At 57.0% G+C, this 17948-nt stretch carries 8 protein-coding genes; 3 read left to right on the top strand and 5 right to left on the bottom strand.

What is annotated here, in order from left to right:
- Positions 1–7 precede the first annotated feature (7 nt).
- Positions 8–574, bottom strand: coding sequence for an alkyl hydroperoxide reductase subunit C (gene ahpC / locus R5R33_RS16910; RefSeq protein WP_318953874.1), 567 nt, complete (start codon positions 572–574; stop codon positions 8–10).
- Between the two features lie 291 nt (positions 575–865).
- Between ahpC and R5R33_RS16915 the strand changes: the two genes are divergently transcribed.
- Positions 866–1471 (top strand): CPBP family intramembrane glutamic endopeptidase, encoded by a 606-nt coding sequence (locus R5R33_RS16915; protein WP_318953875.1) that lies wholly within the window; start codon positions 866–868, stop codon positions 1469–1471.
- An 84-nt stretch (positions 1472–1555) separates the two neighbouring features.
- On the opposite strand, the gene R5R33_RS16920 is transcribed toward R5R33_RS16915, so the two are convergent.
- From R5R33_RS16920 to R5R33_RS16930, 3 genes are all read right to left on the bottom strand, one after another.
- Positions 1556–6700 carry a S8 family serine peptidase gene (locus R5R33_RS16920; protein ID WP_318953876.1) on the bottom strand — a complete coding sequence of 1715 codons (5145 nt, stop codon included), beginning with the start codon at positions 6698–6700 and terminating at the stop codon, positions 1556–1558.
- A gap of 405 nt (positions 6701–7105) precedes the next feature.
- Positions 7106–12277: a S8 family serine peptidase gene (locus R5R33_RS16925; RefSeq protein WP_318953877.1), complete on the bottom strand. Its 5172-nt coding sequence runs from the start codon at positions 12275–12277 to the stop codon at positions 7106–7108.
- A gap of 367 nt (positions 12278–12644) precedes the next feature.
- Positions 12645–13232: an exopolysaccharide biosynthesis protein gene (locus tag R5R33_RS16930; RefSeq protein WP_318953878.1), complete on the bottom strand. Its 588-nt coding sequence runs from the start codon at positions 13230–13232 to the stop codon at positions 12645–12647.
- A 300-nt stretch (positions 13233–13532) separates the two neighbouring features.
- Here R5R33_RS16930 and katG point away from each other — a divergent pair, with 300 nt between their 5' ends.
- Positions 13533–15779, top strand: coding sequence for a catalase/peroxidase HPI (katG, locus tag R5R33_RS16935; RefSeq protein WP_318953879.1), 2247 nt, complete (start codon positions 13533–13535; stop codon positions 15777–15779).
- A gap of 151 nt (positions 15780–15930) precedes the next feature.
- Positions 15931–17040, top strand: a complete 1110-nt coding sequence (locus R5R33_RS16940; protein WP_318953880.1) for a MipA/OmpV family protein — start codon at positions 15931–15933, stop codon at positions 17038–17040.
- A 22-nt stretch (positions 17041–17062) separates the two neighbouring features.
- Here R5R33_RS16940 and R5R33_RS16945 read toward each other — a convergent pair whose 3' ends face one another.
- The gene (locus R5R33_RS16945) at positions 17063–17908 is read right to left on the bottom strand and encodes a DUF72 domain-containing protein (protein ID WP_318953881.1); all 846 of its coding nucleotides are present in this window, start codon (positions 17906–17908) and stop codon (positions 17063–17065) included.
- Positions 17909–17948 lie beyond the last annotated feature (40 nt).

The raw sequence follows: 17948 nt of genomic DNA on the forward strand, positions 1-17948 counted from the left end.
CCGGTCGTTAGATTTTTCCAACCAGATCCAGCGAGGGCGCCAGAGTGGCTTCGCCTTCTTTCCACTTGGCCGGGCATACTTCACCTGGGTGAGAGGCTACGTACTGGGCGGCCTTGATCTTACGCAGCAGGTCCTGGGCGTCACGGCCGATGCCGCCAGCGTTGATCTCGACGATCTGGATCTTGCCTTCCGGGTCGATCACGAAGGTGCCGCGGTCGGCAATGCCTTCTTCCTCGATCATCACGCCGAAGTTGCGGGTGATGGTGCCGGTGGGGTCGCCGATCATCGGGAACTGGATCTTGCCAATGGTCTCGGAAGTGTCGTGCCACGCCTTGTGGGTGAAGTGGGTATCGGTGGAAACGGAGTAGATCTCTACACCCAGTTTCTGGAACTCTGCGTAGTTGTCGGCCAGGTCGCCCAGCTCGGTCGGGCATACGAAGGTGAAGTCCGCCGGGTAGAAGAACACCACAGACCACTTGCCTTTCAGGTCCGCGTCAGAAACGTCGAAGAAGTCGCCAGACTGGTAGGCCTTGGCTTTGAACGGTTTGATTTCGCTGTTGATGTAGTTAGCCATGGTATTTCCTTATCTCCTGAGAGAAGTTTTGCCCCGTCGTTTGGGGCGTGGGTTATCGGGTACGGGAGAAATACTATTAGCTGAAGCTGCTTGATAAAAATTATTGATTTTTATGGGTTTGATAGTTTCGGTCGATAGGAGTTATTCTCCTGATAGATTTTTCGTGCCGGTGGCGTAGCCGTGAAAGCGCGTACTCATAAGGCGATCCGGTTTCACGCCGGCATATGTAGACCTACAGGTCATGGACCAAGAAGGCCGCAGTTGGGAAGGATTGCAGGGGGGGAGGCCGTAGTGACAGACAAGGCCGAAGTTTCGACCAGGCAGATATTAACGGCGGCGCTCGCCGTTCAGGCCGTGGCACTGGCCATTGCCGTAGCAGGCTTCCACTTTACCGGGATCGCCGCGTCCTGGGGTGTTGATGCGGTGTTTATGGCCATTGCGCTGGGGGTGGCGGGCGCATTGGCCAGCTACTGGATCGGTCGCGCCATTACACGCTCCAACACCAGTGCCGGCAACACACTGCGCAATCACTGTGAAAAATTACACCGGGTATTCTGTCATTTGAACTGGTGGCAGATTGGGGTTCTGGCGGTAACTGCTGGTGTTTGCGAAGAGTTGCTGTTCCGCGGATTTTTGCAGCCATGGATTGCTTCGTTCAGCACACCGCTGGTGGGACTGTTAGTAGCGTCTGTAGTTTTCGGTTTACTGCATTACGCCTCGTCTATTTATTTCCTGATTACTGCGGTCATGGGGCTGATTCTCGGCGCAGTTTACTGGCTGAGTGAAAGCCTGCTCACCGTCATCGTCTGGCACGGTGTGTACGATCTGATTGCACTCGGCGTATTGGTGAAATTTCCTCGGGTACTCGGACTGAACGGACCAGCTGGTAAACACTGATCGCGGTGATCTTTTTTTCGTGCAAATAAAAAAGCGGGCCCAGTGGGCCCGCTTATGTATCAAGACGTTTGCCTCAGCCTGTTATCAGGCCAGCTTGCGTCTTCTGAACAGTCCGGCTGCTGCCAGCAGAGCCAGCAGGTAGTAGACGGAACCGCCTTTTTTCTTCTTGCCATCAACGGTAACGGTAACGTTCGCTTCAGCGCTGTTTACGCCGTCAGACACGGTTACGGTGAACTCGTGCTTACCGGCGGACAGACCGCTGATGGTGGGTTTGGCCGTATCGGCACCGTTGATAGTGCCAGGGCCGCTCCAGCTGAAGGTCAGTGCATCACCGTCGGCGTCAGAGCTGGTGCTCGCGTCGAGGGTCGCGCTTTCACCTTCCTTGATGGTCACGTCGCCGGCAACCGCGGCAACCGGCGCGTCGTCCACAGCATTTACCATCAGCTTGAATTTCACGCTGCTGGCATCACTGGACACGTTGTTGTCGCGAACGGTGACGGTCACTTCGGTTTCACCGGAGAAGTTGGCTTCCGGGGTGATATCGAAGGTTGAACCGGCAGTGTGCCCGTTGACGGTAGCGGTGATGTGCTCGCCGCTGACTTCGATGGTGTTACCCACTTTGTCGGCGTCAACGTACAGCACCTGGATACCTTCGAGGGTTTCATCCTCGTTCACCACCTGGTCGGCGATAGCGGACAGCGCGATGTTGCCGTTTACCTTGATCTCCTGGGTGGTGGACTTGGCATCGGCAAACTGCATCGCGTTGTCGAGGCTCACAACCAGGGTCTGGCCGGCAGCGGACTCGTTTACGCGCGCCTTGAACTTCACCTGCATGGAGCTCTGTTCCGGACCGCGATAGTCGTAACAGATTACCAGGTCATTGTGCAGGGTCTGGTCGAGGTTGTTGTAGCCGATATTTTTGCCGAGGTAGCCATTCAGAGGACCGGCAGAGGTCAGGAAGCCGTCGCCCTGCTCGATGCCGATGGCACCGTCGGCAAGATCGCCGCTCAGGTTGTCATAGGCCATGACAATCTCGTGCATGCCTTCGCGGAAATCGATGCCGTTGCGCATGATCACCTCGAAGTCAGCCTGAGTGCCGGTGGTCGGGTCGACGATATTGTCGTACTCCATGAACACCAGATCGCCGAGGTCCGGACGCTCGCTGGCGTACTGGTTGGCAATGGTCAGACCGCGTACTTCATTCGGAGAGTTGTAGTAATCCGCAGTGAAGTTACCGCGCCAGTATGGCATTACCGCGGACATCGCGAAGCCAGCGCCCGCAGGGCGGTGCCAGCTCCACTGCCACCAGTTCTCCTCCATGTGCAGCAGTCCGTTCGGCAGGATGTTGACGAAGCCTTTGTGCGGCAGGCCAAACAGCGGAATCTCCGCATCTTCCATCCAGAACAGCCACTCGGTGGAGACCTGAACGACGTAGCGGTAGTCAGCGCCACCTTCCCACAGGCCGACCAGCGGACGGATGTTGAATTCCAGCAGGTCGATGTACTTACCGTCGGAATATTCGTCGATGATCGGTGTATGACACATCTGGTCGGTGGCGTTGGTGGTTACCACATAATCCCGTGCCACATCCCGGGTGGTCGGCTGCATACCGATGAGGCTGATCAGGCCGTTTTCGCTACCCAGGTTCTCGACGTTGGCGGTCGACTCTACGGAGCCTTCTACCAGAGTCAGTCCCTGCGGCAGAGTTGCCTTGATGTCATAGCTGCGGTCACTGGACTCCAGGTTCTGACGCACATCGAGAACGAAGTCGAGGACATCGCCAGGCTTGGCGGTTTTCTGGCTGATATCCAGGTTGACCTCGTCTTTGCCGCGCTCAACACGCACTGCAGACATGCCAATGCTACCCGGCGCGCCGGTGACACCTACGTCAAATGCACCGTAGTAGATGTCGCCATTGGTCGCTTCCGGCAGGTTCCAGTCCAGGGCAATGTCCACCTTGCTGCCGCCGGTATTGGATTCCGGGGTAGTGATGGTCATGTTGCTCGCATTGGAATCTGCACCGACTACTGCGTAACCGCCGGTGACTTTGCCGGCCTGGTGGTTAAGCAGGCCGTCACCCGCAAAGGATGAGTTGTGAATCACCGCCCAGTAGCTGCCCGGCTCCGGATTGTTGATCACACAGAAGTTGTTCACGCCCGGGTGGAAAGAGGTACATACCAGTTCTTCCCGGTACTCTTCGGTGCTTTCAAAATCGGCGCCGTTACCGTTGCGGTCGATACCGACCATCACAGACGGATTGCGATCCAGGTCGTCCGGATTGGTCGCCTCGTAGCTGTAGGCCTCGACCACCAGCTGCTTGGTATCCGCCGGAACATCGATCAGCATCCAGCCCCAGCCGCGGTCTTCACCCATGTTGCCCGGGGAAACATTGGAGTTGCCGCGTCCCAGGTCAAATTCGTGCACGGTTGCCTTGGTAAGGCCGTACTCGCGCACTTCAAATGAACCTGTTTCTGGCAGCTGCAGGCCACCGATGACTTCACGGCCCTGTTCGCGATGGATTTCCAGTGCAACCTGGTTCGGCAGTGCACCGCGCTCGAACGCGGCGACAACCGGCAGATGGCTGCGCGGAGCTGCGCCACTGGTTTCGGTCAGTACCACGTCGCCGAAGAAGAACAGGCGATTGGTGTCGACGGATGGCATGTCTTCGAACGGAGTCTCGGCGACTGCGTCGAAGATGTCCGCCTTCACGTCGACGGTGACCATGATGGTCTGCTCTTCACCGGCGCGCAGCGTGAACTGTGCCGGCGTTACCGTAACCTCGGCGTCGGAGCCGTATTTGCTCTCGCCGATTGCGGTCCAGGAGCCGTCCTTGGTCGCCTTCAAGGTGCGAATCCAGGAACAGGTGGTTTGGCAGTCCTTGTTTACCATGGACGCGGTGTTGAGCCATTCCGCTCGGCCACCTTCGGCCGGGTTGGCGGCAACGTAGTTTTCGATGGTTTCGTTCATCACCAGGCCGGCCTGGGCCGCAGCGGCGATGTTGAGACTACCGGCGCCCTGACGGAAGGAGTTGTCCAGGTCCAGTTTGCGGCCGTAGGCGTCGCTACCGTAGGCCTCGCCCGCGGTTAGCATCAGCGCGGACTGGATTTCCGCCGGGGTCCAGGTCGGATTCGCCTGTTTCACCAGGGTCATGGCGCCGGCAACCTGAGGTGACGCCATGGAGGTGCCGCTCATGAAGGTCCAGTCGCTGGGGAAGGGGTAATTGGTGAAGGGCTGATCGTCCGCATTCGCTGCGTAGACGTCCACGCCCGGTGCCGCAATCGCCGGTACCAGATAGTTGGTATTGGTGATGCTCGGGCCGGCGGAGCTGAAGTACGCCATGATATTGCCGGCTTCCGGATCCGTACCGTAGGTGGTCACACCCGCAGTAATCTCGGCCATGTTGATCGCAGTCTTGTTGGCGTTCAGCCAGTAGTACAGGTTATTGCGATCGGTGTAGCTGATGTGGATGCCCGGGATGACATAGGGGTCTGCCACCAAGGTTTCGCTGGAGCTCATGTTACCGAGAACGAAACCTTCGGCACCGCCAGCGGCCACGTTTTCGGCCTTGGCGACACGCGCGTTTTCACCGCGGTCACACATAACGATGACCGGGATCGTGCTCTCGTCAACGTCAGTGGTGGCGACGTCGTCGGCAAAATCGAAGGTGCCAGCGGGGAAGGGCTGCTCACACAGTCGCGACTCCATGCTGGAATTCGGGTTTTCATAGTTCCCGGCGTATACGATGCGGCCGCTGATACCGTCGGAGTAACTTACACCTTTAAAGGTTTTGTTTTTTACGCGGAATTCCTGAACGGTACCACCGGAGAAGTTGCCGATGGTTTTTTCCGCTTGTTTCAGTACGCGGTCGTGGGTCAGGGCACCGACAGAGGTCAGCCACGGCGAAGTGTGGTCGGTACTCCAGTAAGCGCCGGCATTACCAGCGGCTACCGCAACGGAGATGCCGGCTTCGCGCGCGGACAGGAACGCCAGTTCCATCGGGTCTTCCCACGGGAAGGACTCGGAACCACCAATAGAGAAGTTGATCACGTCCACGCCATCGGTAATGGTGTCATCGATCGCCGCGAGGATGGCTTCTTCCGGACAGCCGGCGTATTGATCACCGCTGCTGCCTGCATAACACACCTGGTAAGAGATGATATTGGCGCGCGGCGCGATACCGGAAGTTTTCGGGAAGTTGAACGGCAGATCGATACCATCGGAAGTGACGACGTTTTCTGGCGTCTGCAGCGGGGTGTTGAGCACCACGTTACCGCCAGCGGTGCTCGCGGTGTGGGAGCCGTGGCCGTGGTAATCCTCACCATTGGTGGGGCGACGATTGGCGCGCGGGTTCCAGTACTTGTAAACGTCGGTAATGACCGGGTAGGAGTGCACACCGATCAGCTTGTCGTTACACAGGGTTGCGTCGGTGACACAGTCGCCCACGTAAACACCTTCACCCAGCGGGTTGGTGTGTTCGTAGCCGTCGCCACCAACCGCTGCGAACGCAACGTGGTCGGTGTTGATACCGGTATCGATGATACCGAGGATCATGCCTTCACCCTGGAAGGGCACGCCGCTGGTTACAGAACCGTCGTGAACCTTATCGGCTCCGAGAAACTCCACGGAGCGGTCGGAGTTCAGCTGGAAAATACGCGACGGAGTAATGCGTTTTACCCCGGGCATTTCCGCCATACGCATGGCCTGGTCCTGGGTCATGCGCACAGACATGGCATTGGTGGCCATGGTGAACTGACGCTGTACCTCAAAGCGGATGCCGCGTGCTTTCGCGGTGGTCATCAGGTCTGACTGAGCGCGATTCAGCTGGGCGCGGTACTGCTCGACAGCGCGATTATTTTTCAGGCCTTTTACCGTCGAGGCAGTGCCCTGCACCGAAGCGATGTTGCCACTGTATGCGGCTGCCGAATCGTCGCTCAGCTGGACGATGTAGGAGACCTCACCGGACACATTGTCCTGCGGTTCAAAAACGGGGCGGCTACCGCCATCGCGAACCTGGTTAACCCCCGGTTGGCGATTTTCGTAAATACTGCCCTGGATTTCCGCGGTCTCGCCCTGCTGACCGCGGATCATATCCAGCGTCAACTTCGAAGCGTGAAGCCCGGTACGATTCTCCGACACAGTATCTACCGCTGCGGCACCACCGGCTACATAGAGCGCGGTGATACTGGCGATAAGACACTTGGAGAAGCGTGCCTTATTAGTGTTGTTCATAGTCTTTTCCTGAAGTCGCATGTGCTCGTTTATGGTCGACCTACCCCAAAACCACTTGTGGTGACCAAGGCTCACATGCTGCTGAGATGGGGCGCGAAATTCTTCGCGATCGGGCGTTATAGAGGAATGAATTTGTTACAGGAATGACGAAAGCAGTGACATTTGTACCAGTGTGTCACAGTGCTAAATTGACAGTTGAGACGCGTTTATTTTGTCTCGATAGACATTTAAGGCATATTTATTTCGTGAGCGGGAAAAATTTTCCCTGGCGCGCTGAATGAAAAATAATCGTCATTTTTTCGACACATTGTTCAATTCCGAGCTTTTGTGTATTCCCATCCCAGAAATAAAAAAGCGGGCCCATGGGGCCCGCTCCGGTATTAAGACATCAACGTCGACCTGTTATCAGGCCAGCTTGCGTCTTCTGAACAGTCCGGCTGCTGCCAGCAGAGCCAGCAGGTAGTAGACGGAACCACCTTTTTTCTTCTGCTTGCCTTCGACGGTTACGGTAACCGTCGCTTCAGAGCTGTTTGCACCGTCAGACACGCTTACGGTGAACTCGTGCTTACCGGCGGACAGACCGCTGATGGTGGGCTTGGCCGTATCGGCACCGTTGATGGTGCCAGGGCCGCTCCAGCTGAAGGTCAGCACATCGCCGTCGGCGTCGGAGCTGTTGCCCGCATCGAGAGTCGCGCTTTCACCTTCCTTGATGGTCACGTCGCCGGCAACCGCGGCAACCGGCGCGTCGTCCACTGCGTTCACCATCAGCTTGAACGTCACGCTGCTGGCGTCCGAAGTAACGTTGTTGTCGCGCACGGTGACGGTTACTTCGGTCTCGCCGGAGAAGTTGGCTTCCGGGGTGATATCGAAGGTGGAACCGGAGGTGTGACCGTTAACGGTGGCCGTGATGTGCTCGCCGCTGACTTCAATGGTGTTGCCTACCTTGTCGGCGTCCACGTATAGAACCTGGATACCTTCGAGGGTGCCATCTTCGTCCACTTCCTGATCGGCGATACCTGAAAGCTTGATGTTGCCTTTGATTACGATTTGCTGGGTAGAGGACTTGGTGTCGGCGAACTCCATGGCGTTATCCAAGTTCACTTCAAGGGTTTTTCCAGCAGCGGACTCGTTGACACGTGCCTTGAATTTCACCTGCATGGCGCTCTGCTCGGGACCGCGATAGTCATAACAGATTACCAGGTCGTTTTTCAGCATCTGGTCCAGGTTATCGTAGCCAACGTTTTCTCCGCGGAAACCGTTGAGCGGCCCGTTGGAAGTGAGGAAGCCGTCGGCCTGCTCAACACCAATAGAGCCTTCGGTGAGATCACCGCTCAGGTTGTCGTACGCCATGATGATTTCATGGAAACCTTCCCGGTAATCGATGCCATTGCGCATGATCACTTCGAAGTCCACTGCGGTGCCGGTGGCCGGGTCCACGATATTGTCGTATTCCATGAACACCAGATCGCCGAGATCCGGGCGCTCTGCGGCGTACTGGTTGGCAATGGTCAAACCGCGCACGTCATCCGGAGAATTGAAGTAATCTGCCTGGAAGCTGCCGCGCCAGTATGGCATGACCGCGGAGTGGGCAAAGCCGTAGCCCGCCGGTCGGTGCAGACGCCATGACCACCAGTTTTCGTCCATGTGCAGAATGCCGTTCGGGAAGATTTCCACGAATCCCTTGTGCGGCAGGCCGAACAGTGGAATTTCAGCGTCATCCATCCAGAACAACCACTCGGTGGAAACCTGTACCGGACTGCGGTAATCGGCACCACCTTCCCACAGACCGACCAGCGGGCGAATGTTGAACTCCAGCAGGTCGATGTACTTGCCATCGGAGTACTCGTCGATGATCGGGGTGTGACACATCGGATCCGTGGCATTCGTGGTTACGATGTAATCACGCGCAACGTCACGGGTAGATGGCTGGATACCGTTCAGGCTGATCACTCCGGTCTCCGTGGCCAGATTCTCAACCGTGGGGGTGGAATTAAGGGAGCCTTCTACCAGCGTCAGTCCCTCAGGCAGGGTCGTCTTGATGTCATAGCTGCGGTCGCTGGATTCCAGGTTGTGGCGTACATCCAGCGTGAAGTCGAGGACATCACCCGGCTTTGCGGTTTTCTGGCTGATATCCAGGTTAACTTCGTCCTTACCACGCTCGACGCGCACTGCGGAGAGGCCGATGCTGCCGGGCGCTCCGGTTACTCCGAGATCAAAGGCTCCGTAGTAGACGTCTCCCTTGACCGACTCAGGCAGATTCCAATCGAGAACGATGTCCGCCAGGCTGCCGCCATTACTGGACTCCGGCAATGTGATGGTCATGTTGTCCGCGTCGGTGTCCGCAGAGATCACCGCGTACCCGCCGGTGACTTTCGCAGCTTCGTGCGCAGCCAGGCCGTGACCACCGAAGGAGGAATTGTGTATTACCGCCCAGTAGCTACCCGGCTCCGGGTTGTTGATCACACAGAAGTTGTTCACTCCTGGGTGGAAGGACGTACATACAAGCTCGTCGTTGTACTCGGTAGCATCGGCGAAATCAGTACCACTGCCATTGCGGTCGATACCCACCATTACCGAGGCTTTACGCTCCAGGTTCTCAGGATCGACAGGCGCGTAACTGAGGGCCTCAACCACCAGCTGCTTGGTGCCAGCAGGAACGTCGATCTGCATCCAGCCCCAACCGCGGTCGGTACCCATGTTTCCGGGGACGATGAACGGGTAGCCGCGACCGAGATCGAACTCTTGCACGTTGGCCTTGGTCAGCCCGTACTTGCGGACTTCGAACGAACCGGATTCCGGTAGCGGCAGACCGCCGACGACTTCCCGGCCCTGTTCGCGGTGGATTTCCAGAGCAATTTGATCCGGCATTACGCCGCGATCAAAGCCAGCAACCACCGGCAGATGATTGCGTGGAGATGCGCCGCTGGTTTCGGTCAGTACCACATCGCCGAAGAACCACCGGCCGTCAGTATCGGCGGAAGCCAGATCCTCGAACGGATTTTGTGAAGATGCATCGAACATGTCTGCCACTTCGACAGTGACCATGATTGCCTGTTCTTCGCCAGCGCGCAGTGAGAACTGTTCCGGCGTTACTGTCACCTTTGCATCGGAGTCGTATTTACTCTCAGATGTGGCGGTCCAGGTTCCGTCTTTTGTCGCTCTCAGGGTGCGAACCCAGGAGCACGATTTCTGGCAGTTCTTGTATACCATGGAAGCGGTATTCAACCACTCCACACGACCACCTTCAGACGGGTTGGCAGCCAGGTAGTTTTCGATGGTTTCATTCATCACCAGGCCGGCCTGGGCGGCGGCGGCGATGTTCAGGCTACCAGCACCCTGGCGGAAGAAATTGGTCAGCGGAGCCTTTCTGCCCAAGGAGTCTGCGCCCCAGGCTTCTCCCGCTGTCAGCATCAATGCAGACTGGATCTCTGCAGGCGTCCAGTCGGGATGTGCCTGTTTGACGAGCGTCATGGCACCGGCAACCTGCGGAGAGGCCATGGAAGTGCCGCTCATGAAGGTCCAGTCACTGGGGAAGGGATTGATGGTGAAAGGCTGGTCGTCCGCATTTGCCGCGTAAACACTGACACCTGGTGCCGCAATGGCCGGGACCAGATGGTTGGTGTTGGTAACACTGGGGCCCGCAGAGCTGAAGTAGGCCATGATGTTACCGGCCTCAGGATCCACGCTATAGGTGGTTACGCCGGCAGTGATCTCCGCCATGTTGACCGCACTCTGGTTGGCGTTGAGCCAGTAATACAGGTTGTTGCGATCGGTAGAGTTGATATGGATTCCAGGAATCACATAGGGGTCTGCAACCAGGGTTTCGCTGGAGCTTACGTTGCCGAGAATAAAGCCTTCGGCACCACCCGCAGCGACGTTTTGCGCTTTGGCAACCCGTGCATTTTCACCGCGGTCACACAGTACGATGACCGGTAGTGTGCTCTCGTCGACGTCAGTGGTGGCCAGGTCGTCCACAAAGTCAAAGGTGCCGGCGGGGAAGGGCTGCTCACACAGCTTCGAGTCCAGGCTCGAGTTCGGGTTCTCGTAATGGCCCGCATACACGACGCGTCCGTTGATCGCATCGGAATAGCTTACGCCGTTAAACGTTTTACCCTTGACCCGATATTCCTGGGCAGTGCCTCCGGAAAAATTGCCGATGGTTTTTTCAGCCTGCTTCAACACACGGTCGTGGGTCAGAGCGCCGACAGAGGTCAGCCACGGCGAGGTGTGATCCGTGGTCCAGTAGGCGCCGGAGTTGCCCGCGGCAACCGCGACAGAAATACCGGCTTCGCGCGCGGACAGGAAGGCGAGCTCCATTGGGTCTTCCCAAGGGAAGGATTCTGCACCGCCAATGGAGAAGTTGATGACGTCGACACCGTCGGTGATGGCATCGTCGATGGCTGCGAGAATGGCCTCTTCCGGACAGCCGGCGTATTCATCGCCGGCATTGCCTGCGTAACATACCTGATAGGCGATGATATTGGCGTGCGGTGCAATACCGGATGTTTTCGGGAAATTGAACGGCTGGTTTACACCATCGGAAGTGGTGATGTTTTCCGGCACTTGCAGCGGGGTATCAAACACAATGTTGCCACCCGCGGTGCTTGCGGTGTGGGAGCCGTGTCCGTGGTAGTCCTCACCACTGGGGGCACTACCTGATTTACCATCGATCGGACGACGGTTGGCACTCGGCTGCCAGTATTTATACACATCAGTGATCACCGGATAGGAGTGCACACCGATCAGCTTGTCATTACACAGGCTCGCTTCAACAGTACAGTCGCCGACGTAAACACCTTCTCCCAGAGGGTTGGTGTGTTCGTAGCCATCGCCACCCACAGCGGCAAAGGCAACGTGGTCGGTGTTGATTCCGGTATCGATGATGCCGAGGACCATGCCCTCGCCTTTGTATGGAACGCCAGCGGTGACAGAGCCATCATGTACCTTGTCCGCACCGAGGAACTCCACCGATCGGTCGGAATTCAGCTCAAAAACTCGTGAAGGTGTAATGCGCTTAACACCGGGCATTTCTGCCAGGCGCATGGCCTGGTCCTGGGTCATGCGTACGGCCATGGCGTTAGTGGCCATGGTGTATTGGTTCTGTACTTGGAAATGGATGCCGTGGGCCTTGGCCGCATTCATCAGGTTGGACTGAGCGCCCAGCAATTTGCCGCGGTACTGCTCGACGGTGCGCGATGTATTCAGGCCTTTGGAATTGTTTACGGAACGCTGAAGCTGGTCGACGGCGCCGCTGAAGTTCGCTACAGGTTCGTCGCTTAACTGGACGATGTAGGAGATTTCACCCGAGGCGTTTGCCTGGGGTTCGAAAACCGTTCCCGCATTTTTTTTGCGGACCTGGTTTACGCTGGCCTGGCGTTTTTCGTAGATGCTCCCCTGAATATCGAACTCGCCTTGGTCTTGCTGCCCCCGGATCATATCCAGAGTCAGTTTGGAGGCATGAAGCCCGGTTCGATTTGTCGTTCCAGAGTCTATCGCCGCAACACCACCGGCTACATACAGCGCGGTTAAGCTGGCGATAAGACACTTGGAAAAGCGTGTCTTATTCGAATTGTGCATTTTGTTGGTTTCCTTATACGGCAACTGCCAGGAGCCATCAGCCAGTATTTGTTACTGCCGATTGCAGTGCAGTCGAGTGCCATTGCCCTAAAAGTGAAAGACGCGAAGTTCATCGCGACCCGGCGTTATAGAGGAATGGAAATCCGGCAGGAATATCAAAAACCGTTACAAATGTTACGTTCTGTATCGGCGACATTAAGACAGGTATGGGATGTTGGTTTTGTTCGTTGGGGCAGGTTATTCAGCTTTATTGGGGCGGCTGGAAATATCCCACGGCATGAGTGGACAAGAAAATTCACGTCTGAACCTTCGAGAAATTGTTCAATTCCGAGCCAGCCACAGGTGTTGGAGCGTGCGCGAAACATGTTCACCAGATCAACGCTTTCAGTGCCAGGCCCGGGACCAAGCCGGTGATGGCGATGGCAAGCACGGCGAGTAAGCCATCGTGAGCGACCAGCGCCAGGCCGAAAGCCGCAAAGCCCAGTCCGGCCAGAGTGGCGGAAAAGGGCAACAATTCCATGAGTGGCAATGCCAGTGACATCAGGGTACAGATGACCGCAATTAAGTAAGCTCCACTGCGGTTGACGAACAATGGCAGTCGCGGCTGAAGCCAGCGATCAATCACCGATGCCGGCCGGTACAGCCAGTGCAGAGTGCGGCGAAAATTGCGCTCGGAAATGGTGCGTCGCAATACCCACTGTGGCAGCCAAAAATGACTGCGCATGATCAGCATTTGAACGGATGTCAGTAGTACCAGTATCCCCATGATTGTGGGCATGCCCGGAATGCCGGAAAGGGGGGAAAAGAGAACCAGCCCGGCTACCAGAATAACCGGGGCGAAAGAGCGCTGTCCCAAGGCCTCCAGTACCGTCCCGATGGTAATACGATCGTACCTGTCGGGAAGATTCTCGAGCTGGAGCAACAGCTGAGTCAGATTGTTAATATCACCTGGCATCAGGTAACACCGCAAAAATGTATGTCGCTAGTGTAGTAACTGGACTTCGTCCGACAATGAACGGGGCGATAGTTACTCCGCTACCCGTGAATAAGAAAAAGCAATCGACTTGATTTGTTCACTTTATTGGTCGCGCCGCGCAATTCCCCTTGGTTATTGCCTAAATCATTTTTTCTGCGCTCAAGGCACTAGTTGGCGCGGGTTATTTTTTGTTGCGCTAACGAGCGTCTTATCTGTGCCTATATTCAGAACCAGCTATTTCCATAACTAACTAGCGGTTTTCTCACGAGAGGCACGGTAATGAACAGAAAGGCGATACCCCTATGTACCGCGATTGCCATGACGGTAGCGACACTTTCCGCCAGTGTGTCGATCCAGGCACAGGATAAACCCATGGGCGGTGCGCCCCAGCCCGGTGAAGCCAGATCAAACCAGTTCTGGTGGCCGGATCAACTGGACCTTTCACCCCTGCGGGATCACGGAAAGTCTTCCAACCCCATGGCGGATGACTTCGATTATGCCAAGGCGTTTAACAGCCTCGATCTCAATGCGGTGAAAAAGGACATCGAGCAGGTACTGAAGACATCGCAGGACTGGTGGCCCGCCGATTATGGGAATTACGGTCCATTGATGATCCGCATGGCGTGGCATGCCGCAGGTACTTACCGGGTTGGCGATGGCCGTGGCGGTGCCGGCGGTGGTCAGCAGCGTTTTGATCCGCTCAACAGCTGGCCGGATAACGTAAGCCTCGACAAGGCGCGTCGGCTGTTGTGGCCCATCAAGCAGAAGTACGGCAAATCGATCTCCTGGGCCGATCTGATGATACTCACCGGCAACGTCTCCCTGGAAACCATGGGGTTCAAGACCTTTGGCTTCGCCGGTGGCCGAAAAGACGACTGGGAGCCGGAACTGGTGTACTGGGGCCCGGAAACCCAGATGCTGGACTATGAAAAGCGCTTTAAGGGCAAGAGTCTCGACCGCCAGCTGGCGGCCACCGTGATGGGGCTGATCTATGTGAACCCCGAAGGGCCAGGCGGCAGCCTCGATCCGAAGTTGGCGGCGGAGAAGATTCGCCTGTCATTCGGGCGCATGGCGATGAACGACGAGGAGACCGTTGCCCTGATTGCCGGAGGGCATGCTTTCGGTAAGACCCACGGTGCGGTCAAGCACGAATGTGTCGGCGTGGAACCTGCGGCGGCCCCCACCGAACAGCAGGGATTCGGCTGGAAAAACAAATGTGGCAAGGGCAATGCGGAGGATACCTTCACCAGTGGGCTGGAAGGTGCCTGGACGATCACGCCCGCGCAGTGGAGTCACAACTTTCTCGACAATCTGTACCGGTTCGAATGGAAAAAAAGCAAGGGGCCCGGTGGCGGCACCGTGTGGGTACCGACAGACCCCAATGCCGGCAACATGGTACCGGACGCACATCTCGCGGATAAGCGGCATGCCCCGATCATGCTGACAACGGACCTGGCCCTGAAGGAAGACCCCGCCTATCGCAAAATCTCCGAGCGCTTCAAGGACAACCCGAAAGAGCTGGAAGATGCCTTCGCCAGAGCCTGGTTCAAGCTCACCCACCGGGACATGGGGCCCAAGGCTCGCTACCTGGGTCCGGAGATACCCAAGGAAGACCTCCTGTGGCAAGACCCGGTTCCCACCGCCGACTACCAGATGGTGGATGAACGAGACTTGCTGGCGCTGCAGGGGAAAATTCTCGCCTCCGGGTTGACGGTCCCCGAGCTGGTACGCACGGCCTGGGCGTCCGCTTCGACCTTCCGCGGATCCGATATGCGCGGTGGTGCCAACGGTGCACGTATTCGACTGGCTCCCCAGAAAGACTGGCCGGTTAACGACCCGCAGGAGCTGACCAAGGTGCTGGGCAAACTGCAGGCCATTCAGCAGGACTTCAACAAGTCACTCGGCGGCGGCAAGCAAATATCACTGGCCGATACCATAGTGCTGGCCGGTAATGCGGCGATCGAACAGGCGGCCAAGAGCGCGGGGCACAATGTGCATGTGCCGTTCAAGCCGGGCCGCACCGACGCCACTGTGGAAATGACGGATGTGGAGTCTTTTGGCTGGCTTGAGCCGAGGGCGGACGGCTTCCGCAACTATTACGGCAAGGATAACTCGGTCCCTCCGGCCAGAATGCTGGTGGACCGCGCGGATCTGTTGACGTTGACGGTGCCTGAAATGACGGTGCTGGTGGGCGGCATGCGAGCCCTGGGTGCCAACGCCGGTAATTCGAAGAACGGCGTGTTTACGGACAAACCGGGAACCCTGACCAATGACTTTTTCGTCAACCTGCTGAGCATGGACAACGAGTGGTCGAAGTCGTCCAAGGGTGAGGGCATTTACGAAGGGAAGGATCGCAAGACCGGCAAGGTCAAGTGGACGGCCACCCCGGTCGATCTCATTTTCGGCTCCAACTCTGAATTGCGGGCTGTCGCCGAATACTATGCGATGGAAGATTCTGAGCAGACATTTGTTAACGACTTCGTTAATGCCTGGAACAAGGTGATGAACCTGGATCGTTTTAACTGATCTGTAGTGAGCCGGTTATTACGGTGACTACGTTAGCGGGCAGCCTCCGGGCTGCCCGTTTTCTTTTCGCAGGATATTCAAACTTGGAGTGATCCATTGATGAATATTTGCGTACGTTAGTCACTGAGTTTCCGAAATAGCGAAAGCCCTAATGAATGTTTTCAGATTTTTCCTGGGTGTCATTGCGGCGCTGATGTTTGTCGCCCGAGCGGCGGGTGCAGAACTTGAGGTACACGTAGACAACGCACCCGCCGAGGGCGTGCTGGTTTTCCAGGTTTACGACAATCCCGATGCGTTCGGCGATTTTCGCAGTCCTGCCGTCGAGACCCGATTAACGGTCAGTGCGGACGGCATATACCGGCTGGATGCTATTCCCGCCGGAGTTGTGGCGCTGCTGGTGTATGTCGATGAAAACGATAACCGCGCACTCGACAGGACCTTTATCGGTATCCCCAAAGAGCCTATTGGCCTCTCGAACCAATATCGTCCCAAGGGGCCACCTAGTTTCCAGCGAGCCGCTTTTACCGTTGCAGAAGGAGGCGCGCAACGTGTCGATATCGAGCTTTATGAAGTGCTCGGGGAATCCGGCCAGTGGGGCGTCGGTATCGGGGTTATAGGTCGCAGTAGTCCGTACCTCGGTTCGGACAGTACTGTGGTACAGGTGATCCCGGCTATTACCTATTTCGGTGAGCGCCTGCAGTGGGTGGGCCCGAGCCTGCGGTATGGCCTGTTTGGCAGCGACAGATTGCGTTTCGCGGTCAATGCTACCTATCGGGTGGGCGCCTACGAAGAAGATGATAGTCCGGCTCTTGAAGGGCTAGGGGACAGGGACAACACCCTGATGGCGGGGGTGGGGGTGGTGTACGACGGCCCAAACCGGGTCGATGTGGATTTCCGCTATCAGCACGATGTGCTTGACCGTTTTGGTGGCGGAACCGCGGAATTGAGGGTATCCAGGGGATTTCAGAGCGGCAACCTGAGCTGGGCACCTTCACTGGGGGTGAACTGGCTGAGTCGCGACCTGGCCAATTACGACTTTGGTGTGCCGGAATGGGCGGCGCTGCCGGAACGCCCGGCCTACGATGTAGGCAGTGCCGTCAGTGCAGAGGCGGGCATTGGCGGTATGCTCGAAATCACCGAGAACTGGCGGGTGGTGCTGGACGTGGGTGTGGAGTACCTCGATAGCGATATTGCTGATAGTCCTATTGTGGATGAGCAATATGTTATCAAGGGTTTTGCCGCAGTGACCTATACCTTCTGATGGGGCGGCGTCGGCCACATGTTTAGAACAGCCCCAGTTGGGGCTGTTTTTCGTTGAAATGCAAAATCGGCGCCTGCGGCAGGCGTTCGTGCAGCAGTTCGCTCCACAACGAGACAAGGTTCAGCGCATCACCGTTGTCCGGCATATGGATAAACACGAAGGGGCGTACTCCCTGTTCAATCCAGTGCGCAACACGCTCCACCCAGGGACTCAGATACTGTCGGTTACTCTCCAGATCCGGGTGCCCGATGTAGCGGATGACCGGGGACGCCTCCACCGGTAACAGGTGTATCGGCACATTGGGTTTCTTGCGCTGGGCATCGCGGATCGACTCACTGTCCGCACGCGCGGCAAACAGGCCGCGGCTGTCCAGGCAGACTCGAGCGGTCTTGCGTTCTCGCAGTCCTCGGTTCAGCTCTCTCTCCACCTCGCCTTTCTGGAAAAACGCTCCGTGGCGGACTTCAACGGTACAGGAAAGCGGTGGCGGCAGGTTGTCAAGAAAGCGCCACAGGTTATTTAGCTGTTGCGGCCCGAAGGTGGCCGGCAGCTGCAGCAGAAATGGTCCCAGCACATCCTGTAGCGGCTCAACGATATCCAGAAAATCCCGTAATTCTTTGTGCGAAGCCGCTAAAAGCTGGTCGTGGGTAATGCTGCGCGGGAATTTCAGCAGGAAACGAAAGTTGTCGGAAACCTGGCTTCGCCACTGACCACATTGCGCCTTTGTTGGGGTCGCGTAGAAAGTAGTATTCCCCTCGACACAGTTCAGCACCTGACTGTAGCGTTCAAGCGGTGTGGAGCCCGCCGGCAAGCGGGAGTTCCATGCCGGGTGTTGCCACTGTGGGCAGCCGAGGAAATAGGGCAGATTCATGGTTTTTCAGTGATTAATTTTACGAAGCAAATCTATTCAG

Source organism: Microbulbifer pacificus (assembly GCF_033723955.1).
Lineage (GTDB): Bacteria > Pseudomonadota > Gammaproteobacteria > Pseudomonadales > Cellvibrionaceae > Microbulbifer > Microbulbifer pacificus.

Coding starts and splice junctions, on each gene's coding strand:
- ahpC (WP_318953874.1), bottom strand. CDS start 574: ATGGCTAACTACATCAACAGCGAAATCAAACCGTTCAAAGCCAAGGCC.
- R5R33_RS16920 (WP_318953876.1), bottom strand. CDS start 6,700: ATGAACAACACTAATAAGGCACGCTTCTCCAAGTGTCTTATCGCCAGT.
- R5R33_RS16925 (WP_318953877.1), bottom strand. CDS start 12,277: ATGCACAATTCGAATAAGACACGCTTTTCCAAGTGTCTTATCGCCAGC.
- R5R33_RS16930 (WP_318953878.1), bottom strand. CDS start 13,232: ATGCCAGGTGATATTAACAATCTGACTCAGCTGTTGCTCCAGCTCGAG.
- katG (WP_318953879.1), top strand. CDS start 13,533: ATGAACAGAAAGGCGATACCCCTATGTACCGCGATTGCCATGACGGTA.
- R5R33_RS16940 (WP_318953880.1), top strand. CDS start 15,931: ATGAATGTTTTCAGATTTTTCCTGGGTGTCATTGCGGCGCTGATGTTT.
- R5R33_RS16945 (WP_318953881.1), bottom strand. CDS start 17,908: ATGAATCTGCCCTATTTCCTCGGCTGCCCACAGTGGCAACACCCGGCA.